This window comes from Saccharothrix sp. NRRL B-16314 (assembly GCF_000716595.1).
Classification (GTDB): domain Bacteria; phylum Actinomycetota; class Actinomycetes; order Mycobacteriales; family Pseudonocardiaceae; genus Actinosynnema.
In genome coordinates this window covers 1-304 of sequence record NZ_JNXC01000245.1, presented here as the reverse complement: position 1 = coordinate 304, position 304 = coordinate 1, and the positions used below count along the sequence as shown (strand labels likewise).

Below are 304 nucleotides of genomic sequence, written 5' to 3'. Positions count from 1 at the left end.
CTCGGGCTCGGCGCGCAGCCGGTCCGCGAGCTCCGGCCGGGTGAGCAGCACGTACACCATGTTGGCGCTGTTGTTCCGTACCGCGTGCGCGCCGCTGATCAGGATCGCCATCGCCAGGGAGACGGCCTCCTCGGCGGTGATCCGCCCCTCGGCGAGGGACTCCGCGAGCACGCCCGCCAGATCGTCCTGGGGCTCCGCGCGCCGCCGGTCGAGCAGCCGGATGACGTAGCCGTGGATCTGGGCCTTGGCCGCCTTGCTGCTCTCCGGGCCGGGGCCCGAGGACAGGATCAGGTCCGGCCACAGG

1 pseudogene is annotated in these 304 nt (G+C 73.4%); it reads right to left on the bottom strand.

Annotated features, from left to right (window positions below):
* Window positions 1-304: pseudogene (locus OQ02_RS45490) on the bottom strand (hypothetical protein); the annotation flags it as partial.